Annotated in this window: 19 protein-coding genes and 1 tRNA gene; 7 read left to right on the forward strand and 13 right to left on the reverse strand. The window is 33.3% G+C overall.

The genetic code is table 11. The features are described 5' to 3' along the window. Positions 1-38 precede the first annotated feature (38 nt). The 3 genes from B0A80_RS18410 to B0A80_RS18420 form a co-directional block, all read right to left on the reverse strand. Positions 39-3,128 (reverse strand): SusC/RagA family TonB-linked outer membrane protein, encoded by a 3,090-nt coding sequence (locus B0A80_RS18410; protein WP_233430778.1) that lies wholly within the window; start codon positions 3,126-3,128, stop codon positions 39-41. A gap of 500 nt (positions 3,129-3,628) precedes the next feature. Beyond that, a complete protein-coding gene (locus B0A80_RS18415; protein ID WP_017497840.1) occupies positions 3,629-4,318 on the reverse strand; it encodes a LytR/AlgR family response regulator transcription factor in 690 nt (229 codons plus the stop codon). Next, positions 4,315-5,337, reverse strand: a complete 1,023-nt coding sequence (locus tag B0A80_RS18420) for a sensor histidine kinase (RefSeq protein ID WP_089078264.1) — start codon at positions 5,335-5,337, stop codon at positions 4,315-4,317. The genes B0A80_RS18415 and B0A80_RS18420 overlap by 4 nt, the downstream gene beginning before the upstream one ends. A 138-nt stretch (positions 5,338-5,475) precedes the next feature. On the opposite strand from B0A80_RS18420, the gene B0A80_RS18425 reads away from it, so the two are divergent. Continuing rightward, the gene (locus B0A80_RS18425) at positions 5,476-7,866 is read left to right on the forward strand and encodes an outer membrane beta-barrel family protein (protein ID WP_089078252.1); all 2,391 of its coding nucleotides are present in this window, start codon (positions 5,476-5,478) and stop codon (positions 7,864-7,866) included. Positions 7,867-7,954: 88 nt separating this feature from the next. On the opposite strand, the gene gwsS is transcribed toward B0A80_RS18425, so the two are convergent. From gwsS to B0A80_RS18445, 5 genes are all read right to left on the reverse strand, one after another. Next, positions 7,955-9,028, reverse strand: a complete 1,074-nt coding sequence (gene gwsS, locus B0A80_RS18430; protein WP_089078253.1) for a grasp-with-spasm system SPASM domain peptide maturase — start codon at positions 9,026-9,028, stop codon at positions 7,955-7,957. Position 9,029: 1 nt separating this feature from the next. Beyond that, entirely contained in the window at positions 9,030-9,197 is a 168-nt protein-coding gene (locus B0A80_RS20860) for a hypothetical protein (protein WP_165769283.1), read from the reverse strand. Continuing rightward, positions 9,187-10,113, reverse strand: a complete 927-nt coding sequence (locus B0A80_RS18435; RefSeq protein WP_089078254.1) for an ATP-grasp domain-containing protein — start codon at positions 10,111-10,113, stop codon at positions 9,187-9,189. Before B0A80_RS18435 ends, B0A80_RS20860 begins: the two co-directional genes overlap by 11 nt. Before the next feature lie 7 nt (positions 10,114-10,120). Beyond that, on the reverse strand, positions 10,121-11,884 hold the full coding sequence (locus tag B0A80_RS18440) for a hypothetical protein (protein WP_233430779.1): 1,764 nt from the start codon (positions 11,882-11,884) through the stop codon (positions 10,121-10,123). Positions 11,885-11,993: 109 nt separating this feature from the next. After that, positions 11,994-12,251, reverse strand: coding sequence for a hypothetical protein (locus B0A80_RS18445; protein WP_083342621.1), 258 nt, complete (start codon positions 12,249-12,251; stop codon positions 11,994-11,996). Between the two features lie 206 nt (positions 12,252-12,457). Between B0A80_RS18445 and B0A80_RS18450 the strand changes: the two genes are divergently transcribed. The 4 genes from B0A80_RS18450 (at position 12,458) to B0A80_RS18465 (ending at position 15,369) form a co-directional block, all read left to right on the forward strand. Further along, positions 12,458-13,984 carry an ArnT family glycosyltransferase gene (locus B0A80_RS18450; RefSeq protein ID WP_089078255.1) on the forward strand — a complete coding sequence of 509 codons (1,527 nt, stop codon included), beginning with the start codon at positions 12,458-12,460 and terminating at the stop codon, positions 13,982-13,984. Further along, the gene (locus tag B0A80_RS18455) at positions 13,981-14,505 is read left to right on the forward strand and encodes a DUF4269 domain-containing protein (protein ID WP_089078256.1); all 525 of its coding nucleotides are present in this window, start codon (positions 13,981-13,983) and stop codon (positions 14,503-14,505) included. The genes B0A80_RS18450 and B0A80_RS18455 overlap by 4 nt, the downstream gene beginning before the upstream one ends. A 126-nt stretch (positions 14,506-14,631) precedes the next feature. Continuing rightward, a tRNA-Met gene (locus B0A80_RS18460) sits at positions 14,632-14,704 on the forward strand. A 134-nt stretch (positions 14,705-14,838) separates the two neighbouring features. Beyond that, on the forward strand, positions 14,839-15,369 hold the full coding sequence (locus B0A80_RS18465; protein WP_089078257.1) for an endonuclease V: 531 nt from the start codon (positions 14,839-14,841) through the stop codon (positions 15,367-15,369). A 139-nt stretch (positions 15,370-15,508) separates the two neighbouring features. On the opposite strand, the gene B0A80_RS18470 is transcribed toward B0A80_RS18465, so the two are convergent. Beyond that, entirely contained in the window at positions 15,509-16,057 is a 549-nt protein-coding gene (locus B0A80_RS18470; protein ID WP_089078258.1) for a hypothetical protein, read from the reverse strand. A gap of 137 nt (positions 16,058-16,194) precedes the next feature. Here B0A80_RS18470 and B0A80_RS18475 point away from each other — a divergent pair, with 137 nt between their 5' ends. Together B0A80_RS18475 and B0A80_RS18480 are read left to right on the forward strand one after the other, a co-directional pair. Next, the gene (locus B0A80_RS18475) at positions 16,195-17,085 is read left to right on the forward strand and encodes a winged helix-turn-helix domain-containing protein (RefSeq protein WP_089078259.1); all 891 of its coding nucleotides are present in this window, start codon (positions 16,195-16,197) and stop codon (positions 17,083-17,085) included. Between the two features lie 118 nt (positions 17,086-17,203). Continuing rightward, positions 17,204-17,608, forward strand: a complete 405-nt coding sequence (locus tag B0A80_RS18480) for a helix-turn-helix domain-containing protein (protein ID WP_070908752.1) — start codon at positions 17,204-17,206, stop codon at positions 17,606-17,608. A gap of 188 nt (positions 17,609-17,796) precedes the next feature. Here the strand turns inward: B0A80_RS18480 and B0A80_RS18485 are convergent, their stop codons facing one another. The 4 genes from B0A80_RS18485 to B0A80_RS18500 all read right to left on the reverse strand — a co-directional run bounded on the left by B0A80_RS18485 (position 17,797) and on the right by B0A80_RS18500 (position 22,064). Continuing rightward, positions 17,797-18,210 carry a hypothetical protein gene (locus B0A80_RS18485; protein ID WP_089078260.1) on the reverse strand — a complete coding sequence of 138 codons (414 nt, stop codon included), beginning with the start codon at positions 18,208-18,210 and terminating at the stop codon, positions 17,797-17,799. Between the two features lie 139 nt (positions 18,211-18,349). Beyond that, positions 18,350-18,883 (reverse strand): hypothetical protein, encoded by a 534-nt coding sequence (locus B0A80_RS18490; RefSeq protein ID WP_089078261.1) that lies wholly within the window; start codon positions 18,881-18,883, stop codon positions 18,350-18,352. 236 nt (positions 18,884-19,119) lie between these two features. Beyond that, positions 19,120-21,132, reverse strand: coding sequence for a M13 family metallopeptidase (locus tag B0A80_RS18495; RefSeq protein WP_089078262.1), 2,013 nt, complete (start codon positions 21,130-21,132; stop codon positions 19,120-19,122). A 197-nt stretch (positions 21,133-21,329) separates the two neighbouring features. Continuing rightward, positions 21,330-22,064, reverse strand: coding sequence for a class I SAM-dependent methyltransferase (locus B0A80_RS18500; RefSeq protein ID WP_089078263.1), 735 nt, complete (start codon positions 22,062-22,064; stop codon positions 21,330-21,332). Between the last annotated feature and the right edge of the window lie 443 nt (positions 22,065-22,507).

The following is a 22,507-nucleotide window of genomic DNA, read 5'->3' on the forward strand; positions in this document are numbered from 1 at the left end:
TAAGCTTTTATAACAATATATTTTGTGTGTTGTTTTTATTAGAAACTAGCATTAAGTCCCAGAGAATATGCTCTCACAATGGATGAAGAAAGTCCAATGCCTCCAGCCGCAGTGGCATATTCCGGATCAATATAGGTTACAGCCGTTTTGGTAAAAAGATTTTGTCCCTGAACATAAATTCTAAGATTTTCAATCCCCGTTTTCTCTAAAACACTTTTCTGAAGTGTATATCCCAGAGCAACGTTTTTCAATTTAATATAACTGGCATTCTCTAAAAACTGAGTAGAATATCTGTAATCTGATTCCAGTAATGCATTAGGATTGGCTGTATTCACCTGTCTTACAGCTATATTTGACTGATCTCCCGGATTTTTCCACGCATTAAGCACAGCTGTACTTTGATTATACCCCGGATTGTTATATAAGTTATAGATTCCTTCATTCAAAACATAATGACCTCCTGCATAAGAGATCAAAACTGAAAGGTCAAGTTGTTTGTATCTGAACGTATTGGTTAAACCTCCATAATATTTAGGCATAGCAGTTTTGTTGCTAACTTGTCTCATAGTAGTAATTGCTGTTAGGTTGCTTGTTGTTTTATTGGTATTGTAATCCACTAGCGTTCCATCCTGAGTTCTGTACTGATTAAAACCCGTGACCGGATTTACACCAGCCCAATCTGCAATATAAAAAGATCGTATAGCACTTCCTTCCTGGAATACGGTAGATCCCGAATTAGAAAGAATATCCTTTTTGTCTGACAAGGCCAAAACGGTTCCCTTGTTCAATGCAATATTAAAATCAGTAGTCCAGTTAAAATCTTTGCCTTTTAAATTTACCGTGTGAAGACTAATCTCAACGCCTTCATTTCTAAAATTTCCGATATTAGAGATCAACTCTTTAAAACCTGAAGTTAACGGAATTGGCTTATTATTTAATAGATCTCTGGTATCTCTAATATAATAATCAACAGTTCCGGAAATACGATTATTAAACAATCCGTAATCGATACCAAAGTTCTTATTATAATTCTTTTCCCAAGTTAAATTTGGATTTTCTCCCCGTGACAGATATGGCACGGTACTACCTGCATAAATGTTTTGACTAGAGTAACTATATAAGGATTGGGAAGCAAAATCTCCAATAAAGTCATTTCCGGAAGTACCAATACTGGCTCGTAATTTTAAAGAACTAATCGTTTTATTATCTTGAAATAAATCTTTATGAGCATTCCATGAAGTACCTAAAGACCAGAAATTTGCATATTTGTTGTTCGCTCCAAAACGGGAAGAACCATCTCTTCTAAAAGATAATGACAGGTTATAAGTGTTATCAAAGTTATAATTTAGTCGTGAAAAATAGGACAACGAACCCGCTTGTGATTTTTGTTGTGTAACTGAAGTGACGTTTTTTGCCGCACTCACTATTTGTATGGCATCGGAGTTAAAAGTATTAGCCAAAATATTAAGACTATTGGTTTCGTATTCATTAACTTCATTGCCCAGTACCAAATCAAAACTATGTTTTAGAAACTTCTTTGCTATAGTAGCCGTTACTGTTCCCGTATAATTATTATTATCACCATTAGTAATACTTAATGTTCCCCCTTTTACAATTACATTTTCATAATTACTGTTCTTTGAGTTGTTATAGTTAGCCCCTAAAACCCCATTCAGAATCAGCCATTTGAAAGGTGTATAAGTTAAATTTACGCTTCCTCCAATATTTTTTCGAATGGCATTTGTATTTGTATTCTCTCTGATAAATAATGGATTGTATGAAACTCCGGAAGAACTGGCAATATCCAGAAGTCTTAACGGATTTCCTTTATCATCACGGACAGTTAACCAAGGATTTAGTAAGAATGAATTTGAAAAAGGAGATCCAACGGTGCGTCCGTCCTGCTCATTTACATTACTAAAGTTTCCTGAAAATCCTACTTTTAATTTCTTTCCCAAATCAAGGTCAACACGAGTTGATGCGGTATATCTCTTATAATGACCGCCAAAAATATTATTGACATTATTATACGTTACAGAAGTATAATAATTGGCTTTATCTGAACCTCCGGAAAAAGAGATATCATTTTCCCTATTTATTTCATTCTTTAAAAGCAAATCTGCCCAATTTACGTTATTACCTAATGCTCTTCTGCTTTGAAGTAATGCCGGATTTGCTTTGTAATAACCCATTGACTCTTCAAAATCTAATTTTTGGGATCCATTCATTAAACTGTTCGTAAAGGATTGATCAGCTGTTTTAATACCAAGTCTTGTGTTAAAAGTCACCTGTAATTTGCTGTTTCTATTTCCTCTTTTTGTAGTTATCATTATCACTCCATTGGTTCCTTTAGATCCGTAAATAGAGGTTGATGCCGCATCTTTTAAAACACTAATCTCCTGTATGCCTGCAGCATTTAAGGCAAAAGCACCTAATCCTGATCTGGGCATCTGCACACCATCTACAACTATCAGAGGGTCTGTGCTGGCGCTTATCGAACCAATACCTCTTAGCAAAATCGAAGGTGGTGCATCCGGCGACATAAAGCTCTCCTGAACAAACAAGCCCGGAACGACTCCAATAAGAGCATCTGCAAAAGATACATTTTGCGTATTCTTTAATACTTTGGTATCCAATTTTGTTACAGCTCCTGTAATTTTGTCGCGAGACATCTTGCCATAACCTACCAGAACAAGCTCATCCAGTTTATTGGTACTGGGTTCAAGAATAACATTAAGTAAAACCTGATTGGTAATCTTAATCGTTTTAGTTTCAAAACCTACAAAACTAAAACTTACTACATCACCTTCATTTACAGCAATTTCATATTTACCATCAAAATTAGTAACTGTTCCCTGTTTACTGCCGTTTACTGAAACTGTTACTCCGGTCAAAGGCATGCCTTTATTGTCTTTTACGACACCCTGAATCTTCTTCTGGTCTGCACTTTTTCCAATAAGGCCATAAAGGGGAAGCTTTTTTGAAATTTTAATATTCCGATCATAGTTTCCGGATTGAGCATCGCATATTGAAGCAATAATTAAAAATGCGGTTAGTTTAACCTTCAAAGTTTGTTTTAAATAAAATAGAGATGCCGTTCGGGCTTTCATTATAGTCATTTTCTTCATACTATATACAATTAATGGTTTTGGTTAGTCAGGGAAATTGATCGTATAAGAATAAAAGAATCTTTTAAGTTCTTTCTTCTTATTATCTTAAAACAAAAGTTGTGGTATTTAAATAGCAAATGCCATTATACAATTCGAACAAATACTGTAAATAAATTGCATTTTGGTTTCTTAATGTATCAACAAAAAATTGGGGTATAGTTTCCTGCTAAAGTGGTATTTTCAGGGTGTTGTGGCAACAATTACTATTCTTCACAAAGAAAAAAAATTGATGGCGTACAAAAATTTTGTTTTTATGACTTTTTCTCTTCGTAATTGTACCAAATGTATAGGATAAAATCCCGAGATTAATTTCAAAAGAAACAACTGGTATCCCCCAAGAAACAATCGGTGTATTCTTACAAATAAAAGCATAAAAAAACCTGTGAATTTGGTTCACAGGTTTTAAGATTAATTGTTGTTCGTTTATATAAAGTGCCTCAATTGTAGTTTTCAGACCATTAACTCAGCCAGTCACTCACCAGTTTCCGATAAGTTTCCCCAATAGGAAGCTGTTCCCCACTGGTCAATTGTATCTGATTGCCTTCGATTACTTTTATTTTACTTTTTGGAATAATGTACGATCGATGAATACGAACAAATTGATTTAGGGGAAGTTTTTCGAGTATATCTTTCATGTTTTCCAAAACCATAATTTTTTCGCCTTTGGTGTGAATCCTGATGTAGTCTTTAAGTCCTTCAATATAAAGAATATTTTCGGTGGCTATTTTATGATGCTTTCTATCAGCTTTTACAAACAGAAAATCATCGGTTTGCTGATTTTGCATGGTTTCCTGCCAGCGGATAAATTTCTCAACACTCTGATAAAAACGATTAAAAACGATTGGTTTGAGTAAATAATCTATAACATGAAACTGAAAAACATCTAAAGCATAATCCGGATACGCAGAGGTGATGATGAAATTGTGCTTCTGATTGAACATCTGCATCAATTCTATTCCGGTTAATTGTGGCATCTGAATGTCGATAAACACCAGATCAACAACTTCATTATTTAAGATTTCAATGGCTTTAAAAACATCTGAATCAGCATATAAAACATTTAATCTCGGGACCTTAGAAGCATAGTCGGCCATTAGTTTTACTGCAAAAGGTTCGTCGTCTAATATAATACAATTTATTTTTTTCATTTTAATTCTATTTCAAGTTCAGCTGTAAACTGGTTGTTTTGATTGACTACTTTTATTTGATGTTTCTGCGGATAATGAATTTCCAGCCTCTTTCTCAAATTATTTAATCCAATACCTCCTAACTTGTCTTTCTTTTGCACAGCAATATCGTTGACTACTTTAAAATTAAGCTTCCTATCTTCTAAGCGTAACTCGATTAAAATTGGTTTTTCGTTGGATGTTACGCCATGTTTTAAAGCATTTTCAATTAAAGGCGACAGGATATAAGGCGGAATTTCTTCGGAACTATTTTGAGTTTCAATTCTGAAATCAATAAAAGCACTGTCCTGATGTCTTAATTGTTCGAGTTCGATGTAGGCTTTTATATAATCTATTTCATCTGCCAGTTTTATCTTTTCTTTTTGAGATTCATAGGTGGTAAAACGCATGATCTGGCTTAATTTTTCAATTGCCATCAACGATTTATCGGATTGAAAATACACCATCGAATAGATATTATTCAGGGTATTAAAGATAAAATGCGGATTGATCTGTGCTTTCAAAAATTTGATTTCGGTGTTTTTACTTTCTTCCAGAATAACCTGATTATACTCCAGCAAACGAATAAAATAAATTACAAACCAAAGCAATGAACTAAGAATAACAGTCATGCTGCTGTAATGCAGATTATCTTCCATATAATTAAAAAAAGTTGGATTAATGTAATTGATTCTATGAAATAAAACTTGACTTATCTCCTGCTCCAACAGCCATCGTAAGGCTGTAAAAAACAAGTACGAAACCAATACTCCGGCAAAAAATCTTTTCCATTGAAAGGATTTAAAAACCAGTCTCATCACCACGAAATAATGAAAATAAAAGGTTAGTACAAACACAATCATATACGTACACAGGAACAGATCCGGAGTGTAATTTTTGGCCTGGATTAGATTTTTAACAAAGGTGAAATACCCCATCAAAAGCCAATATATGATGTGAGTGAATACTTCTACTTTTTTTGACAATGTTCCTTTATACATCTTTTTGTTTTTTTCAAAGATATGCATTCATAAAAAAGTCCAAAACAGGGTTTGTAGATTAATCGCGGGGGTTTGTCGATAAAAGTAGTTTTAGGCATTTTTTCAGCGCAGTTTTGCAGCGTAATTAATCTAAAAACCATGAAAAATAGTAGTCTTTTAATACTTGCCTTTTTATTTCAAACGTATTCTTTTGCTCAGCAATATGAACTTAAGGGAAAAGTGATCAATCAAAATAAAGCAGCTGTTGAATTCATCATCGGCAGTTTATTCAATCCTCAAAAAACTTTAACCGCTCAGGCTTCAACCGACAGTTTGGGGAGTTTTGTTCTGAAAATTCCAAAGGGAAATTACCGTTTGATATTGGAACAATTTGGCACAGAATATATGAACCGCGAAATTACAATTGATCACAATACGGATCTGGGTATCATTGAAATTAAAGAATCAGTACAGCTGGAAGGTGTAACGCTGAAATCAAGAAAAAAACTAATCGAACAAAAAGTGGACCGACTTGTTTTTAACGTCGAAAATTCTGTAACAGCTACCGGAGGAACCGCTTTAGATGCTTTAAAAGCGACACCTACCGTAAGGGTTCAAAACGAGGTTGTTTCGATTGTAGGTAAAGGAGAAATTTTAGTAATGGTTGACGATCGTTTGCAAAGAATGCCTCAGGAAGATCTGGCGGCATTTCTGAAATCAATTCCGTCTGATAATATTAAAAGTATTGAAGTAATTACAACTCCGTCTGCAAAATATGATGCGGAAGGCAATAGCGGTCTTATTAATATTAAACTGAAAACGGCAAAAGCAAACTCATGGAATGCTAATCTTGGAACTTCTTACACCCAAAAAACATACGCAGGCGGAAACGTAAACGGGTTGTTTACGTACAATCATGATAAACTCTCTGCTCAGGCTTCGGTAAGCAAAGGAAAACAAAAATTACTGACAACTTCTGAAAGTACTATTTTTTACAAAGACGAAACCTGGAAACAGGAAATTCAAAACAAATCGACAGCAGATGTTTTAAGCTTAGGCCTTGGTTTTGATTATAAAGTAACCGAAAAATGGAGCACCGGACTTAAATACCTTGGCAGTTTTACGGATAAAGTAAATGCAAACAATCCTTTTACCACTATTTATGATAATGCAAACGGAATGACGGATTCCTATATCGCTTCGAATGCCAATGCTAAAAATAACCCGAAAATGAATGCCGTTAACTTTCATAATTCGATTGCATTAGACAGTTTAGGAAAAAACATTTCGATGGATTTGGATTATTTTGATTACAACAAAAAAGATTATCGTTTCTTTTCAGGAAATGAATTGGACCGCAATCAAAATAATATCCCCGGAGGTTTCTTTTCTTCGACAAATTCAAATGTCAATGCCATCAAAAATTATTCGGCCAATATTGATATTTCTTTACCGTACGACTGGGCAAATCTTAGTTTTGGAGCGAAAACGTTCCATACGAATACAAACAACAATCTGATCGTGTACGATAACGAAACCGGAACTCCCGTTTTCAACACCAATCAGTCCAATGTTTTCAATTATAAAGAGTACAATCAGGCTTTGTATTTCTCCGGAAGTAAAAAAATAAATTCAAAATGGGAAACTCAAATTGGTTTACGAATCGAAGCAACTCAAACCAAAGGGTATTCTGAAAATTTGAATCAAACGAACACTAACAATTACATCAAATTATTCCCAACAGCTTACCTGACTTATGTTCCAAACGAAAACAATTCTTTTTCCTTAAACTACAGCCGAAGAATCCGCAGACCTGATTTTGATTATTTGAATCCTTTTGTCATTAAAACAAGTCCGTATTATTACTCCGAAGGCAATCCATATTTAAAGCCTTCATTAATTGATAATTTTGAGTTTTCGTTTATCCGAAATCAAAAATGGGTAAGTTCCGTTTATTTCTCTCAGGTTTCCGATTTTGGACAGGAATTATCGATCATCGATCCGAGTACAAATGTTACGAGAAACACGCCTTTAAACTATGCTAATACTTACCAAATTGGACTTTCGACTTCTTATAATTTCAACAAATGGTCGTGGTGGAACAGCTTTACCGGATTCAATTTAAACTATCAGAATGTAAAATCAAAAACCGCTTTTATTCAGTCAATCGATGGTTATAACGGATACCTTTACAGCAATAATGATTTTACCATCAACAGCAACAAAACCTTATTTCTTGGCTTAAATTATGGTTTACAGCTGCCTGGCCGTTATCAGATCTTTAATATCTCGACTTTGAATATTCTTGACATCTCTGTTAAGCTGTTAACGTTCAATAAAAATCTTTCGGTTACCATCATTGGCGAAGATTTACTGAACGCACAAAAACCATTGATTTCTTACGATTCCAACCAGATTAAAACCAATGTAAAAAGCTATTCAGACACAAGAGGTTTCAGAATTTCATTGAGTTATAAATTCGGAAACCAAAGTATCAAATCAAAACAACGTGATTTTGGTAATGAAGAAGAAAGAAGCAGAGCAAACTAATCGTCATTCTAATTGAATACAAAGCTTCAGATTTCTCTGAAGCTTTGTATGTTAGTTTTTAAACTAAAAAAATATTCCGCTTAACAGACTATACTTTCATACCATAAAATTCAATACCTTTTTGTTTTAAAGGATTAGTACTCCACTCCGACCATTTATTGTTGTAAGGATCATAACCGCACTTTAAAGGTTTTGAGTACATATCATCAGGCTCTTCGATATAGGCACGACAATCTGTACAAATATGTCTAAACTCACAATCTTTGCAAACCGCTATTTGGTCTTTGGTAATATTCCAGTATTTTTTAAAGTTTTTGTGATGCAATGCTTTCTCTAACGTTGTGTCTTTTATACTACCAAAGTTTAATGACATTGAGGGACAATTTTTTATATTACCCTCTTTATCGATAGAGAGTTTTTTGTTTAAGCAGGTGTTATAGTGCTGTGATTCGCTAAAAAGTTTAATGTTTGAATAGAAATATTCGTTATTTATTATTCCGCAATGTTTTTCATTCATTACATTTCTTTTTACCAGCGTTAAATAACCCATTTTTTGATTCAGGGAATTGTAACTTTTGTCATATGGTGAATTAAAAATGATAATAGAATGTATTCTTCTATTATCTAAAAGTATTCTGTTTACTTCATCGAAATCAAAACTTTCACTATAGGGTACTATAAAGTCAATTGAAACAATTCGGGATTTTTCCTTCCTTAAGGTTTCAACGATACTTTTTATACAGGCAAGACTCACATGTTTATAAAATCGCAGCTGAATATAAGAACATTTTAAGGTTTCAAATTGAGGAACCAGAGTATTAAAGTCATGAATAATGTCATCATAATCTATAATGATATTGGTTATAAGAGAAGGAGAATCCCAATGGGTACTCATTTTAGGAAATAAGTCCGGATTTGAGCTAAAAAAGATAAGTTTGTTAGCAATCAAAAAATCAAAATAGTCGTCAATTATTTCATCATATTGATGTTTAAAATCGTTTTTTATCTCTTCAATCGTTTTACCATTATAGACTTCCAAAATATCATATAAACCATTTGGAATAAAATAAAAAATGTTATTCTTAGTGTCACAAATAATGCTTCTGCTACTTCCTTTAACAGGAATACAATCTGCAAAAAGAACAAAATTAGTGGGTTTCAAATTAGATTATTTTAGAGATAGGTTTGACGAAAGGTTTAGAGATATTTTTGGAGTTTTGGTAAGCCTGAATAGTAATCAGATTGTTTTTAGGCTCCGTTTGAGGTTGAGTTTCTCTCTCCACTTTCGTTTTTAAACCGTTAAAAATATTGATAGGCTTTTTATTTTTCATTCTTCAAAATATCTGCTAGTTTGTTCTCTAAGTAATAGTTACAGGCATTATTGATAAAACTTATCTGGCCTGTTGGGTTTATTTCAAGAAAGTAGTATTCGTCTTTACAATACATCAGATCTGCCGAACCATAATTTAGATTAAATTTTTCAAAAACCTTTGCAAGTTTTTCTTCAGTGTCGGCAGGCAATTTAAATGGAACCATTCTAATATTATGCATTTCTACAAATTTAGTTCTGATGTCTATGGCATGGTCAAAATTGTGAATTGCGGTAGAATAAAAGTTACCATCTATGTAAATAACTCGAATTTCGAAATCGGCTATAATCCTTTCCTGAAAAAATGAGATCGCAAATTCATCAGGCGTTTTGTCCAGAATTTCAGCTGTTATTTGAAAAGTTACATTAAAATTATACAAAAACTCTTCGTCCTGATAATAAAGTATATCCAGGATTCTTTTTGAAATTATACCATTTTTAGTATCAAATACAGCATAAAAATCTTTTAGTTTTTCTTTGCTCCCGCTAATTAACGTATGCGGGATTTTGAGCCCTTGTGCTTTTGCTTCGAGCATCATATCAAGGCGATTGGTTTCAAAATCAGCTATTCTTTTTCCAATTTTTCTCACCGGCTTTTGTAACACAAAAGCATCATTGAGAACTTCATAACATTTATTTTCGTAGTTGCTCTCCCCTGAATTAATGCCCCCACCATTAAACCAGATACTTTGAACCTCTTCTAATTCTATATTTTCTAAATAAGACGTTTTTAAAGTATAAGAACTTTTTTCATTACTAAAATTCATGCTCTCAATTACAGCTTTATCAGATTCTCCTATTCTTACAAAATCCTGATCTAAACAGTCCACCACATTGTTTACAAAGTCATCTACATCTTTACTGTATATTAAAATCATGAAAAAACTATTTTTCGTAGAACTCCCAGTCATCCGTAAGTTTCATGATTAAATTGTAATTCTGTTTGTAATAATCATCTACTTCCTCTGGATATTTGGAATCGTGTGCTTCAATTACAAAATTTCCATAATCCATGATAAAACCCTTTGGGTTACTAAACATGAAACTTATTTTCCTAATTTCCAACTCATTACCTCCACATGATTTCGAATTATAAAGATTGCCTTTGTAGATACGAAGGCAAGAACCCTCTCCAAGCATATTCTTAACACGTCTCTTAACATCATATTCAAGAGCATTACTGCTTTTATCAAGGAGTTCATTTAAGATGGAAAGATTATCCGGTTTTTGTTGTAAAGCATGTATAATCAAAACATTAAAAGAAGGAAAAGGGACTAAAACAGTATCCCTTACTACAAGACTGCCAATCTTTTCTTCGGAAGGGTAGCCCTCTTTTTTTAATAAATCGATCAACTTACCGGTAACCCTTTCAGTGGTTTCATGCAATATTCTTGCACTTTTTCGGTTCTCCAAGCCATACTCCGCCTGATCCTCGTTAAGTAAATTTGTTAATTCCTTTTTTAGATTTAAGTTCCATTTATGCTGTGTATTTTTAGAAACGGAATCGTATTTGACACTAAAACTTTTCCATTCCGGATTTTTCCTCATAACAGCAAAAATTTTAGAATTAAAATACGGAAACTCAATACCTTTCAAAGCCAGTTTTTCACCCCACCAAAAGGCATTTTTATAATCTCTTGATAGTATGGCACAACGAATAGCATTATGAATATCTCTCGCAAATAGTACGGGATATTTTTGAGCGAGCAAATTGTACTGTTCTTTAGCTCTACCATACTGCCTAGCCAAAATAAAATTCTCCGCATTCTGCGTATAAGTATAATAGTTAATTTCTTGCTTTTGGACTTTTTCCCTCTCAATGTCAGCTATCAATTTATTAGCATGAATTAAAGGTCTGCAATCCAATTCTTCTTTTTTTAATATTTTTCTCCGATCATTCTTTTTCAGATCATTCTTTTTCAGATCAAAAATCATAGCTCCCAAGTCAAAAATCTCAGAATAAGTTTCACCTGAACCAAAAACGAGCAGTGTCTTGGATGTAACTTTCCCACTTATTTTAAAAGGAAATCTGTTTCCGAGAATCGTTCGATAATGTGAATATTTTTTAAAATAAAAAGCAGGAAACTTGTCCAGAACTGTAAATTCATTTGTTTCTTTGTTATTCAGTTTTACTTCTATAGAGTCCTTATTAACCAGTTTTCCCAAATAACGAGTATTTATCGTATCTGTTTTTTCTCCAAGAAATATATCGACATACTTTTTTTCTTTTTTACCTTTTAGGAGTACATTCCAACCCCAATCGTCATTCCCACTGACAAAACCTTCAATACTTAATACATTATCTTTTGGATTATAATCACACTTCGTCACCTCCACCTTTAAAAAACACATGGATAAATGTTCTACAAAATTAAAATTTCTATAATTCTTGCTGCGAAAGGTTACTCCATAATTGATAATCCCTTTATAATTTCGGTCATCTACAAAATAAGTCAAAGTATCTTTTACGCTTGAAAAACATCTATAATCTTTATAATTACATAAATTATAGACTTCCTCAAATACTTTATTTTTTTCAAAATTGCCTTGATTATACGTTTTATATTTTATCTGGTTTTGTCCCAACGCCACATTGATAAAAACAATATTTATTAGAATAATTAAGGGTGTTAAAACTACTTTTCTCAAAATAATATTTTACTAAATTAAACCATTTTGCACGTGTCAAAATGAGCCTGAACTGTACTTTGAAGATTCAGGCTCATTCAGATACAGAATTCATTTTGCTGAAAAAAAATCATGGTAATACATCAAAATCCTCTCCGGTCTTTGTAAGAACAGGATCACATGGACGCACATTACATCTGTCATGAAACGTAAGACGTCCCCCTCTCTCACTATCATAACCATAATCGAATTTTTGTAGCTTACCTCCATGCCAGTCACAAATAGTTCCTGCAGGGCTTTTAACGCCATCACCATTTAATACAAACAATTGTTCTCTTTTTAAAGCTCTGTCTTTAAACTTGTCTAATTTCAAACTTTCCAGTTCCATAATTAATAGCATTTTAGTTTATAAATAATTGATTGATGCAAGCTAATCAATTTGTAAGCATAATCTTAACCTATTATCGGTTAATTATGTTCTATTTTAGAAGAATTCTAATAGAACAAATCTTACCACAAAACCCAAAATAAGCTTATATTAGCTTTAATTTTAAACTATTACAGAACACGACTGCTCCAAAACCAAAAACCACCATGACCAAAAAAACTGCCATTCTACTCGGTTTTATCGCTTTAAAATTTATACTGCAATACCTTTTAATAAGCCCCGAATATGATTTACAGCGCGACGAATACCTGCATCTGGATCAGGCGCATCATTTGGCATGGGGATATTTATCGGTCCCTCCGGTTACTTCATGGATTTCTTACCTTATACTTTTACTTGGAAATTCCGTTTTCTGGGTAAAGTTTTTCCCAGCCCTTTTTGGAGTCTTAACGCTCTTGATGGTTTGGAAAACGATTGAAGCTTTAAAAGGAAACTTATACGCCCTAATTTTAGGTGCAACCTGCATCTTATTTTCGACCTTGTTACGAATCAATATCTTGTACCAGCCCAACTCGTTGGACATCTTATGCTGGACTTCTTTTTATTATGTGATTGTTCAGTACATGACCACCGAAAATAAAAAATGGTTTTACATTGGCGCTGTTGTCTTTGCTTTTGGTTTTCTGAACAAATACAACATTCTTTTTCTAATCATTGGGCTCCTGCCTTCTCTTCTCCTATCCAGTCAAAGGAAGATATTTACAGAAAAAAAACTCTATTGGGGTCTCCTTTTAGGGCTAGTTCTGATTTTACCAAATATTTTATGGCAATACAACAATCATTTCCCAATTGTACATCACATGAAAGAATTGGCCGAAACGCAGCTCGTTAATGTAGATCGAATGGAATTTTTAAAAAAGCAATTGTTATTTTTTATCGGTTCGCTCTTTGTTATTCTTTCCGCTTTATATGCATTGTTGTTTTACAAACCATTCGAAAAATACAGATTCTTTTTTGCTTCGATGGTTTTTACACTGGCAGTGTTTCTGTATTTCAAAGCCAAAGCTTATTATGCCATCGGTTTGTACCCTGTCTATATTGCTTTTGGAGCTGTTTTTCTTTCTCAGGTACTGCAAACAGGGTGGAAACGTTATCTAAAACCTATTTTCATCATCCTTCCATTATTGTTTTTTATTCCCATGTACAACTTAGCCTTTCCTAATAAAAGTCCGGAATACATCGTAAAAAATCCGGAGGCCTATAAAAAACTGGGAATGCTGCGTTGGGAAGATGGAAAAGACCACGAACTGCCACAGGATTTTGCCGATATGCTGGGCTGGAAAGAACTCGCCCGAAAAACAGATTCTGTTTATGCCCTAATTCCAAATCCTAAAACAACTCTGGTACTCTGTGATAATTACGGACAAGCCGGAGCCATAAACTATTACTCTAAAAAAGGAATCAAAGCGGTGTCCTTTAATGCCGATTATCTCAATTGGTTTGTTCTTGATGTACCCTACAAAAATGTCATCAGAGTTAAAAACTCTTGGGAAAGAACTGCTGAACTTGAGGAAACCAGTCCTTTCTTTCAATCTTCCCGTATTGCAGGTGAGATCACCAACAAATATGCAAGAGAATACGGAGCTACCATTTTTGTTTTTATCAATGCCAAAATCGACATCAACAAAAGACTCAAAGATGAAATTAAAGAAGAAAAGAACTATAGTAAATGATCGATTTTACCACTATTGATTATCTAAAAAATGGAAATAACAGACAAATTCAGGCTTATGAAATCCTGACTCAGCATCATATTTTGTCTGATATTGCCGAATTCGAACCTATTTTAGCAGGCACCATCCCCATTGCGATCGATATTGAAAATAGTGATCTGGACATTATTTGTTACTGGAAAAACAAAACTGAATTTATCACGAAACTCCATGTCACTTTCGGAGACAAAGACAATTATACCATTCGGGAAACAGTAATTGATAACAGAGAATCGATTATTGCAAATTTTAGAATAGGCCCTTTTGAATTTGAAATTTTCGGGCAGAACATTCCAACTCAACAACAGAATGCCTATCTGCACATGCTCATAGAACATGAAATTCTGCAATCGAAAGGTGAAACTTTCCGATCTGAGATCATCAAACTGAAACAAAAGGGTTACAAAACCGAGCCTGCTTTTGCTTTTTTATTAGGTCTAAATGGAGATCCATATGCTGAATTACTGAAATATAAAATTTAAACTTTTACAAACGAAACATAACCAATTACAAACCAATAATTTACACTAAATAACAAGATATTTAAAAATATTTTCATTTTTTGCTTGCATAACCGTATTTACTGTGTATCTTTGCACCCGAAACATCGCGGGATAGAGCAGTAGGCAGCTCGTCGGGCTCATAACCCGAAGGTCACAGGTTCGAGTCCTGTTCCCGCTACTAAAAAAAAGCTTCAGAGAAATCTGAAGCTTTTTTTATTTTAACTACACTTAAAGCCTTCTTTGTGAACATTTAGTTGTGTTCACGAGCGAAACATTCGCACCAGCGGAGGATATAATAAAACCAATAGAATTATGATAGAAAATTTTGTGCTTTTAGCATTTGACACTTATTATTTTGACGGAAAAGCTAAAACCGTTTGTATTGAATTTAATCAATGGAATCAAGACAAAGATTATAAAGTACATTCAGAAATAATTGATAACATCGAAGACTATATCCCAGGAGAATTTTATCGAAGAGAATTACCTTGTATCTTAAGTCTTTTACAAAAGATGGATCTGAAAAATATTGACGCTATTATTGTCGATGGGTATATTTATCTGGATGATGATAAAAAATATGGTTTAGGAGGATATCTATATGAAAAACTAAACGAGAAAATTCCAATAATTGGTGTTGCCAAAACTAACTTTGCCTCACTAAATAAAGACAAAAAAAGCTTGTTTAGAGGCGATAGTAAAAAACCTCTTTTTATTACTTCAATCGGTATTGATTTGGACGATGCATTTACAAAAGTCGAAAGTATGGCGGGAGAATTTAGATTCCCTACCTTATTAAAAGAACTAGACAGACTTACAAAAGAAATACAAACAACTCTATAAAAATCACTTATAAGCAGGCTAATTATTTGAATGCTCCTAAGCACTAAGACAAAAGCTTCAGATTTCTCTGAAGCTTTTATTTTTCAAATTGACACTCACAACAAAGCGTAAATTTTGAATATATTTCCTAATTAATTTACTAGCAACCGTCTTTAGGAATTACACGTTTATAAATTACCTTACCATCTCGTTCTACATAATCACCCGATAGTATTGAGTAGGAATACTTGGGAGAATGCGATACGCTATGGCTTTTTATAATTATTCTGTCGTTAACTTTTAGACCATGTAATTGCCAAAATCCATCGTCATTAAAGTTTTCTGGCCCAAAACTAAGTATATAATCATCCCCTTTAATCCTTACCATTATCCCGAAACCTAATTTTGAGTCCGGTGGAAGAGAAAGTGAGGTTATAATTCCATCCATTTTGGTATAATCATAAATGGACTTCCTTATTTTTGCTTCACTGGCATACACTTTTTTACCTGCCGAAGACTCTTCCCATTTTTTGAATACAATACCATCTGGCGTAGCCTTCCATTTATTCAATGCAATTTTCCTCTCAGCAATAGAGATTGGTTTTTGAGTTAATTTTTTAGGGGTTTCAGTTTTGATTTCACGATTCGCAAATACCAGTCCGCTTACCGCAACCAGCGATAAGATCAGCGCATAAATGATTTTTTTCATGTTCTTTTCGGTTTAATTAATAACATACTTATATCTCTCTTTAAAGTTTATACGGCAAAATTACTTTGACATTTTTCGGTTTAATAGATTTAAATTGTAAATAAAAATGTAAACTTTGTAAATAAAACATTGACAATATGCTTAATAGCCAAAAACTTCTTTATGGAAAACGCAGATACCTGTTTACACTAATAGTATTCTTGTCTATCTCTGTAATCTGTGTGGCTTTGGATATGGGAGATGATAATGATTTTGATATTTCGAGAAGAGAAGTTTTACTCCGCAGGATCGGACACGAACTACTTTTACAGTCGGGTGACAGTACATCAAGGGTACTTCCTGTAAAAAAGATTGCCGAAAATGAATATCAAATCAATTTTGAGAATGACTTTACTTTTCAGCCAGATTCTCTGCTAAATATTACCAGCCGTTTTTTGGACAAAGCTCCCGGCGCAAGTAATTATATTGTTAATGTTCTTAATTGTGACAATGGTAGCGTAACTTACGGATACGCTATCTCAAAAAACAAGAAAGATGATATTGTAGCTTGTATTGGGAGAAAACAGCCCAAAACATGTTACAGGATTAACATTAAGTTTAAACCAACGGGCATTATTACGGCAAAAAACGGATATCTTCTTGGAGGACTTTCATTTTTAGCATTTGTTGGATTTATTTTTTTGAAATCAGTTAAACCACAAAAACATGTACCCGAAAGTCAACACAGGACTACATTCACTTTGGGTTCAGTATTGTTCAATGCAAACGATCGCAAGCTTATCATCAATGAAAAGACAATAGACCTGACTGTTACGGAAACCCGTGTATTGCTCATTTTTGCATTGTCTCCCAACAAGACCATAGAGAGAAGCCGACTGCAAAAAGAGATATGGGAAGATGAAGGCGTTATTGTGGGCCGTAGTCTGGATATGTTTATATCAAAACTTAGAAAAAAACTGGGAAATGATCCGAACATCAAAATTGTTGTTGTACGCGGTAAAGGATATAAGCTTGATATTCCCTTCTAATTTGAATATAATATCTGACAAAAAAGCCATTTCTATGAGATGTTTTTTTATCTTTGAAATTAAGACATTTTAGTGCAGATAGCTTTATCTTTGAACCTTCAGAAAAATAATATTCATTATGGAACAGAAAATTCATCAGGGAAGAAACGTAAAACGTTTTAGAGAAATGCTTGGTATCAAACAGGAAGCACTTGCTTATGATCTGGGAGAAGACTGGAACCAGAAGAAAATTTCAATGCTGGAGCAGAAAGATGTTATTGAGGATAACCTATTGAAACAAATCTCAAACTCATTAAGAATTCCTGTGGAAGCTTTTCAGAATTTTGATGAAGAACAAGCAATAAATTTTATATCCAATACTTTTAATGATCAATCTAACGGATACAATTATTATCCAACTTTTAATGTAAATCCAATAGAAAAATGGTTAGAAGCTTTGGAAGAAATTAAGAGGTTAAATTTAGAACTTTTGAAAGCAAAAGATGAGCAGATTAAGGTTTTAGAGAAATTGATCAATAAATAATTCCGGAATAATTCTTATTCATATGTGAAAATATTAAATTAAGAAATAATCATTTTTAAAAAATATCAAAAATAAAGCTCCAGATTTCTCAGGAGCTTTATTTTTTGATATAACTATCCTTAAAACCTTCTTTGTCAATATTCCACCGTGTTCACGAGAGATACGCTCGCGCCAGCAGGGGATCGGTTTTATTTTTCGGTATTAATTTCCCAAGGATTCACATTGTCTTCCCAATTTTTCCAATGCAACTTAATTTTGTCAATCAGTTCTTTTCCTGCAAACGAAATTGTTTCTTCGTGAGTTTGATAAATTACCCAATCTGCATTTTCATTTGTAAAAAAGATGTCGGGTGAATTGTATTCTTTTATCAATATTTCAGAATAAATATGTTCCTCTCTAGCTTCATTAAATGAGTAAACATTACCATTATTTATCTCTTTTAGAATTTGATTAAGTTTTTCATAACCGATTTTATTTTCAAAAGCATCTGTTTCAAAATAGATCGTATTTTCTGTCAGTTTTCCTTGTAATGGAATCCAAAAATCATACGGATTAATATTCCACTTATTTTTAAGGTTTGTCTTTACCAATTCTATATTCATATGAATTTCTGTTCGTTTCTCTCAACTGTCGCCTAAAATTCTGGTACTACAGCGGATTTGGGATTAAATTAAGCCCATTCTTCGGATTTGCCAAATATCCTAAACACAAAACCAACATTTCATCAAGCCAATTGTTTATCTAATTAGGATTTTTAAAGGCTCTATCGTAATTGCCGCTCCAAGAAGTCACATAATATGTAATACAATCATAATCAAATCTTTCAAGTTTCTTCCCGCTTTCAATAATGTTGATTTCTTCATTTGTTAATAAAGTTGTAGCTCCACCACCCGCGCAAACAACAAAAAGTTCTTCATTTAATATCTTATAAAAATATTCCAATGCAATTTTCATTTCTTCTTCGAAATCTTGTTCACTAAAACTATCAAAATGACAATGATAGTTGTCAAATCCAACGGTTAATTGATTGTCTTCGGAACTTAAGAATAAATTTGAAACACTATTTTCGTTTTTAGTTATGAGTTCTATAAAAATGTGATTTTTTCCAAAATCAGAAGGTTGCAATGATATATTTTCAAGTAATTTTCTATCATTCTTTTTTAAATATTCATAGATTTTATTTGAATAATCATTTAATTCATTCGAATCAACCATAACATTTGCTTTAGTTTTTAAATTTTTAAGTTTGTCTTTTTTTTGCCTTATATCATTCAAATCGTTTGTTTTTTTTAACGTTATGTTTAATTATATTAAGTAACAAAACCATCCAAATTTGGGCAAATATGTATGATAAATTTCACACAATTATTTATTCTCAAATATATCTTTTTCATTACAAATTAAGAGCCTTTTATAAATTTTACAATCTCTAAAAAGCCAAAAAAAATTGCGCAAAGTTCACAAGAACATTTGCGCAGTTTTTTATAGGAACACTTCAGAAAACAAAAGCACTACCAAATTGTTATTCGATCCTTCTTCGGTAAAAACATTTTATCTTTAGGCTGTACATTGAATGCTTCGTAAAAAGGTGTCGTATTCATTAAAGTACCATTCACACGCCAAATTGGTGGAGAATGTGGGTTATTGTTGATCCACAAACGCAGGAACTCGTCTTTCATTTTTACTCTCCATATTTTGGCTAAAGAAATAAAGAAACGTTGGTCCGGAGTAAAACCGTCTATTTTTGTGTTCCCTTTTCCTTGTTCGGTCATTTTAAAAGCATCATAGGCAACTGCTAATCCTGCAATATCTGCCGTATTTTCGCCAACTGTCATGGCGCCATTAACGTGTAAATCACCCAAAACAGTATAGGTGCTGTACAAATTGATCACCTGTTGTATTCTTGACTTAAACTCTGCGTAATCCTCTTTGGTCCACCAGTTTTTCAGGTTACCATCCTTGTCATATTGAGCACCCTGATCGTCAAAAGTATGGGTTATTTCGTGACCAATCACCATTCCGATACCTCCATAATTAAGGGCATCATCTGCGTTATTATCAAAATAAGGAGCTTGTAAAATACCTGCAGGAAAAACAATTTCATTTGCAGTAGGGTTATTATATGCGGTAACGGTTGGAACTGTAGTATACCATTCTGATCTATCAACCGGCTTACCCAATTTTGCCAATTGAAATTGATAGGCAGCTGTAGAAGCCGAAACCATATTCTCAAAATAAGCATCTCTGGCAATATGTACTTTGCTATAGTCTCTCCATTTATCCGGATAGCCTATTTTCTTAGTCATGGCTGCCAATTTTTCTTTCGCCTTTTGTTTTGTAACCGGACTCATCCATTCCAATTTATCAATTCTTACGGCATAGGCTTTTTGCAAATTATTCACGAGGACTAGCATGCGTTTTTTAGCATCTTCCGAAAAATATTTCTTCACATACAATTCCCCTAATGCTTCACCTAAGTAAGCATCCAAAACACTGGCCATTTTTTCGCCACGTGATTTTTGAACCGCCTGACCTGAAAGTACTTTAGTATACTCAAAAGAAGCATCCACAAAAGGTTTACTTAAATCATCTGCATATCTTTCTATAGAATTGGCTTTCAGATAAATTTTCCAATTATTAATAGGAATGGTTTTTAAAAGCTTATTAAGAGCATCATAATAGGCAGGTTGGCCCACATTAATGAAATCGGTTTTAGCACCTAAATTATTTAAAAAAGTAGTCCAGTTTATGTTGGGATGTCTTTTTACAAGATCTGCCACTGCCGTTTTATTGTAATTGGCCTGCACATCGCGAAGTTCAACTTTTGTTTTATGTGAAGCAGCGAGTTGTTTGTCGATATCATAAACCAAATCGGCATTCTTTTTAGCCTCATCAGCATTGCTGCCTGTTTGTTGAAACAATGTAACAAGGTATTTCTTGTACGCTTCTTGTATAGCAACAGTTGGTGCATCCGATTTGAAATAATAATCTCTATCCGGTAAACCAATACCCGTTTGATAGAGTTGAGCAATGTTCATACTGCTGTTTTTTTCATCGGGTCCAACTCCAAAAGCTATAATTGACGAACTACCTACTTTTACTTCATTCCCTACAAAGTTCATTAGGGACGGTAAATCGCTAATGGCTTCAATTTTGGCAAGCAGGGGTTTGATAGGTGTATAACCACGCTTGTCAATGGTTACCGTATCCATACCAGATGCATAAAAATCTCCTACTTTTTGCGCTATACTTCCAGCTGAATTCTCGCTTTTCGAAATACTGTCTAATATGCCTTGCAGACGCATTCGCTGTGGATAATTCATAAACATATAAACACCAACTCCGGCTTGAGATTTTGGTATTGATACTGAATCATACCACTTACCATTTACATATTTAAAAAAGTCATCTCCAGGCCGCAATGTGGAATCTATTCCAGTAATAGCAATGTTTTTTTCCTTTTGATGTTTGGAGCACGCTGTTAAAGCTAAGAATGCAACGAAAAGCGCTAATGATTTTTTCATAGTCTAAATAATTTCTATTAAAATGAACTGAAAAACGTTTGAAAGCAGGTATTCTAAAATGTATAGGACTGGCATATTTAATTTTAGCAGAACAATATACGAATTCAGTTTTTAATTCTAAAGTTCTTGTTAGAAATTACTACTTAAAAAAGTCTGAATCATAAGTTGCTCTTTATCGTTAATACATAATCATTCATTTATGATTTACCGGCAGCAATCATAATAAAAATTGGTCTTCTTAATTCGTCTGTCATTTCCGGATATTTTTCAATGATTTCCTCTGACGGCTTAGGCTCGGATATTTGTGTGATGTTAAAACCTGAATTAACTACAGCATTTAGAACACTTGCTACAGTTCGATGATATTTCACTACTTTATGACCTAAGAAATTGGTTTGTCGCACTCCTTCGTTCTGGTAATGGTCAACTGGCCAATGCAGTCGGTTTTCATTTTCATCTTTATACCAATCCTGCTCCGCTTTTGCTGTAAAAACAGGATGTTCCATAGAGAAAACGAAGCTCCCTCCTCTCTTCAAATATTGATTTATTTTAGAGAAAAGAGCCTCTAAATCTTGTATATAATGAAAGGTAAGTGAACTAAAAATAACATCAAACTGCTCGTTTTCAAATTCAACATCTTCAATTGGCTTTTGATCATATTCTATTGATAATCCTTTTGAATTTTCCTTTGCTTTATCAATCATTTTTTTTGACAAATCAACTCCAATGACATTCTCTGCTCCTTGTTCTTTTGCATAAATACAATGCCATCCATAACCGCAGCCCAGATCAAGAACATTTTTACCTCGAAAATCAGGCAGCATATTTTTTAAAACATGCCACTCTCCTGCCGAATTCAAACCATCAATCGAACGCGCCATTTTACCATAGTTCTCAAAAAAATCAATATCATCGTAAATATTCTGTTTCATCTCTTACTCTTTTTTATTAAACCTAAATCATACAACAACGAATATCTTATCTCTATCAATTTCATCATTTTGTACTAAAAGTGGAATATACAAAAGTACAAAACTTAAGAAAATTATGTATACCCGCTCAAAATGTCCACACCGCTTAACAATTAAATAATATGTTTTCTTAATAACTGGGTTTGTATTCGTAATTGTTTTTATAAATTTGCGTCCTAAAATATTTAGTAGTTTTTTAGCTCGCTGTATTTCAGGCCTGATAAACAATTACCCATTAATTTAGTCATTTACACATTAACAATTATGAAGTCCTTTTTACTTTTTAAAGTGATTCCAAAAACCTCTTAATCACTCTTAAAAATTCATTTTTCGGTTTTTTTTATATCAAAAACCGTTATTTACAACTTAACTCATTAATTTCCAAACAACAACAACAACAACAA

The sequence above is a fragment of the Flavobacterium tructae genome (assembly GCF_002217475.1).
Taxonomy (GTDB): Bacteria; Bacteroidota; Bacteroidia; order Flavobacteriales; family Flavobacteriaceae; genus Flavobacterium; species Flavobacterium tructae.

Bases quoted from the DNA above. Each gene is read 5' to 3' on its own strand.
- B0A80_RS18410 (WP_233430778.1), bottom strand. From the start codon at position 3,128: ATGAAGAAAATGACTATAATGAAAGCCCGAACGGCATCTCTATTTTAT.
- B0A80_RS18415 (WP_017497840.1), bottom strand. From the start codon at position 4,318: ATGAAAAAAATAAATTGTATTATATTAGACGACGAACCTTTTGCAGTA.
- B0A80_RS18420 (WP_089078264.1), bottom strand. From the start codon at position 5,337: ATGTATAAAGGAACATTGTCAAAAAAAGTAGAAGTATTCACTCACATC.
- B0A80_RS18425 (WP_089078252.1), top strand. From the start codon at position 5,476: ATGAAAAATAGTAGTCTTTTAATACTTGCCTTTTTATTTCAAACGTAT.
- B0A80_RS20860 (WP_165769283.1), bottom strand. From the start codon at position 9,197: ATGAAAAATAAAAAGCCTATCAATATTTTTAACGGTTTAAAAACGAAA.
- B0A80_RS18435 (WP_089078254.1), bottom strand. From the start codon at position 10,113: ATGATTTTAATATACAGTAAAGATGTAGATGACTTTGTAAACAATGTG.
- B0A80_RS18445 (WP_083342621.1), bottom strand. From the start codon at position 12,251: ATGGAACTGGAAAGTTTGAAATTAGACAAGTTTAAAGACAGAGCTTTA.
- B0A80_RS18450 (WP_089078255.1), top strand. From the start codon at position 12,458: ATGACCAAAAAAACTGCCATTCTACTCGGTTTTATCGCTTTAAAATTT.
- B0A80_RS18455 (WP_089078256.1), top strand. From the start codon at position 13,981: ATGATCGATTTTACCACTATTGATTATCTAAAAAATGGAAATAACAGA.
- B0A80_RS18465 (WP_089078257.1), top strand. From the start codon at position 14,839: ATGATAGAAAATTTTGTGCTTTTAGCATTTGACACTTATTATTTTGAC.
- B0A80_RS18470 (WP_089078258.1), bottom strand. From the start codon at position 16,057: ATGAAAAAAATCATTTATGCGCTGATCTTATCGCTGGTTGCGGTAAGC.
- B0A80_RS18475 (WP_089078259.1), top strand. From the start codon at position 16,195: ATGCTTAATAGCCAAAAACTTCTTTATGGAAAACGCAGATACCTGTTT.
- B0A80_RS18480 (WP_070908752.1), top strand. From the start codon at position 17,204: ATGGAACAGAAAATTCATCAGGGAAGAAACGTAAAACGTTTTAGAGAA.
- B0A80_RS18485 (WP_089078260.1), bottom strand. From the start codon at position 18,210: ATGAATATAGAATTGGTAAAGACAAACCTTAAAAATAAGTGGAATATT.
- B0A80_RS18495 (WP_089078262.1), bottom strand. From the start codon at position 21,132: ATGAAAAAATCATTAGCGCTTTTCGTTGCATTCTTAGCTTTAACAGCG.
- B0A80_RS18500 (WP_089078263.1), bottom strand. From the start codon at position 22,064: ATGAAACAGAATATTTACGATGATATTGATTTTTTTGAGAACTATGGT.